Raw genomic sequence first — 3,373 nt, forward strand, 5'->3', positions numbered from 1 at the left:
CGGATCAACGTGCTGTTCGCGATGCTCCGCGACGGCACCTTCTACGAACCCAGAACCCCACGCCTCGCTTGACGAAAGACATAGAGGCACCCCCCGAGAATCTACGCCCGAAGGAAACGACCTTGTTGGAGAAGATCGCGCGGGCCTGCCCGGCGGTGACAGCGCTCGACGATCTCGCACGCGGCTTCGCCGCCCTGCTGAAACCATCCGAGAGCAACGACGTCAAACTCACCGAGTGGATCACCACCGCCCGCGCCGTCGACCTGCCCTGCCTGTGCAGCTTACCGACGGCCTCGAAATCGACCGAGCCGTAGCGGACGTCTGCCTCACCATGGCTTACCACAATGGCTCAACCGAAGTCGTCAACACCTGGACCAAGAGGATCACGAGACAGATGCACGGACGCGCAGGATTCTCTCTACCGCACTGACGGACGCCTAGCATCACCACCGACTACATGCCAGAACCGAATGTCCTACCAACCCGCATGCAAACGGCCCCCTCGATCTGATCTTGAGTTTGAGCTTTGCTTGAGCTTCCAATAATAGGGAATAAGACAGTCCGGTTCCCCTTTCTCATGCTTTTGCACGGCCTTCAAGCGCACGAATGTCCTGATCATGGGTTGGTTTGCGTTCGTTCTTCTAGCACTATAGGCGGCAGGTTTCCAGCCAAGTGCCACGCACAGGGTGTTGCACGAAAGGCGTCGAAGGTTAACATTCCCATCGCTCCTGGAGATCAACTTGAGAAACAGTGAGCGCTGCCCTCATTTACGCAGTTCGGAATGTCGGCAAGTCCGTCAAGTACTGCAAAACCGTGCAAGGAGAAGCGAATGAGAATGATACGTAAGGCGGCAGTAATTGCCGCCGGAACCACGGTGATCTTGGGCCTGGGTACGCTCCCCGCCCATGCCGAAGACGGCCGAGACTCCTACATTGCTGGCTGGAGGGTGGGGAAGACGTCTAGTAACTGGCACGACAGTAATCGGGACGCTGTGGCAACGACCGTCACGTTTAAGGACTGTGAAACGGACAGCCAGTTCAACTCGGCCAAACTGACTCTGTACAGATCTGACGCAGGTTCTGACACGAGCTACGGAACTCGCACTAATTACTGCGGAACTTCTTCTTGGACTCGTCCGGGCAGCGGCACGTTTTACTTCAAGCTTACCGACTTCAGCGGCGGCTCGGTGCTCACTGTTGATTCGGTCAAGATTCGCTGGTAATGGCCGCTCACGCTGGGTGCACGGAAGAAGACCGCCGGGCATCCAGCCTCGCCCTGTTTTGACATGGGCCATAGTGCGCAGCGCATTCTTTCAATGGGTAGTAATAGTTGCGGCTTCGGGCTTCCGTCATGCTAGCCTCGATCTCGCGTGAGGCCGTCAGCTTACTGACGGCCCTTTCTGCTCGTTCAGAGCGTTGTTTTCTGCTTGCGGTTACTGGTGGCCCGGCCGCCGCGCAGGGTGGGCGCCGGGTTCCACGGCTCCAGGGTGTGCTATTCGCAGGGACGTGATGCTGCTGGTCAGCCAGGGCTCGGGGGGTATCGAGCCGGGGAGCGCGGTGGTGATCACGTTGGACAGGGCCAATGGGCCGCGAGGCGGAGGATGCGGCATCGGCCTGTAGTAATGAGCTGGGCGGCTGCGGAGAACAGCCGTAGTCGCAGGCGGCGGCGAAGCAGGTCAGCCGCATCCCGTCGTTGTCGGTGAACCGCAACTGGGCGCCCGGGGGCGAGCGTTCTTCGCTGACGACCAGCCGTATCCCCTTCGGCCAGCCGGTCAGGCAGTCGCTGCCGGCGTCGATCTCGGCGACCCACGCGCCGTCGCGGACCTCGCCGTCCGGCTCGACAGCCGGCGTCCACGCCGATGCAGGGATCTGCAGGACGGCTTGGTGGATGGCGTCGATGATGGTCATCCCGACCGAATACGACAGCCACCGCCCGCGTGTTGCGAGCCAAGCCACGAACTCATGGATGCAACGGGCCCGAGTCGCAACGAATCAGCGTCTTGCGTCCGCGCCGGTACTTCTTCAGCAGCTGGGCCAGGGGCCAGCTTCGCGACCTTGATGTGGTCGGCGGCGATGTTGGAACCGGCGTTCCCGGGCCGCAGCATCCCCACGACCGATTCACCGGCCCCCGCCCCGGCTGTGGTCGACAAACCCCGACAGCGGGTGGTGACCGTAGGTCTTCTTCCAAGTCGCGGCGGCGTCCTGCCTGTCGGAGTGCTCGGGGACGAGCACCCCGTCTAGGTCCACGGTCACCTGCCCACCGACATCCGGGGCAGTGTCAGCGGCCAACTTCCAGACGTATTGGCGCACTTCGGCCGGCGTTGTGCGGGCAGCTACCAAGGCCCGCTTCCCGCCCGCGACGAGTGTGTCGATAGGCCGGGAGGCGGTCGGGGCGCAGGTCACCGGCTCGAAGAGGGCCGACTCGGCCCGCAGCATCCCGACGTCGGCCAGACAGTCCCCGCCGAGTGCCACCGCGAGCGCGACATCCAGCAGGACCTTGCCCGGATCGTGCACAGCCCGGTCCTTACGCCACGGCGTCAGGACCGCAGATATCGCCTGCCCCAGACCGGTCCACCCGCAACACGGCCCCGGCCTTGGGAGACCACCCATCGACCGCCGTCCTCGACACCGCCTGCGCGCGGTGCCGAGGACCCTTTTGTTGCCACCGGGCACGCGACCGACCCGACATTCAGTACGAGATCCGCCCGTATCTTCGCCCACTCCATGCTCGTTGGAGGGATGGGGTGGGGAATCACGTCTTCGCCCCGTCACCGAAAGCCTCTACGCACGTAGACGAGCAGAAGGGATGGGCCCGTGTTCAACGAAGCGGCTCTACTGGAGTCGAAGGCCCTGCGCGAGAGCGTGGTGGACCGGACGGACGTGCTCGACAAAGTGAAGGCACTTTCGTTGCTGCCGGACGGCATGCATGTCACGACGGCGATGGTTGCCGCCTACTTCGAAGTCGCCGAGACAGTCATCAACAACCTGCTCAGCCGCCACAGGCAGGAGCTGGCAGCGAACGGAATGCGGGTCCTTCGCGGGCCTGAGCTGCGAGAATTTAAGGAACTCAACTTGAGTTCCTATCCCACTAGTTATCCACAACCCCGCTCCAGCCTCGCCCTCTGGCCCCGCCGAGCCGTCCTGAACGCCGCCATGCTCCTCCGCGACAGCGACGTGGCCCGCCAGGTGCGCACATACCTGCTCGACATGGAGTACCTGGCACGCACACAGCCTGTGGACAACTCCGTCCACACCGACGCCACCTCGCTCGACGACCGCATCGACCAACGCATCACCCACATCCTCGGCAGAACCGTCGTCCCGATGTTCAACGCCCTGATCGAGACATCGGGCGAGCACCGCCGCGAACTCAT

1 protein-coding gene and 2 pseudogenes are annotated in these 3,373 nt (G+C 62.9%); 2 read left to right on the plus strand and 1 reads right to left on the minus strand.

The window, feature by feature from the left end:
* Positions 1-122: 122 nt before the first annotated feature.
* A complete protein-coding gene (locus AB0959_RS52890) occupies positions 123-314 on the plus strand; it encodes a hypothetical protein (RefSeq protein WP_366834198.1) in 192 nt (63 codons plus the stop codon).
* A 1,353-nt stretch (positions 315-1,667) separates the two neighbouring features.
* Here AB0959_RS52890 and AB0959_RS52895 read toward each other — a convergent pair.
* Positions 1,668-2,570, minus strand: a pseudogene (locus AB0959_RS52895) (transposase); the annotation flags it as partial.
* Positions 2,571-2,813: 243 nt separating this feature from the next.
* On the opposite strand from AB0959_RS52895, the pseudogene AB0959_RS52900 reads away from it, so the two are divergent.
* A pseudogene (locus AB0959_RS52900) lies at positions 2,814-3,373 on the plus strand (restriction endonuclease); the annotation flags it as partial.

This window comes from Streptomyces sp. NPDC046862, from assembly GCF_040704615.1.
GTDB lineage: Bacteria > Actinomycetota > Actinomycetes > Streptomycetales > Streptomycetaceae > Streptomyces.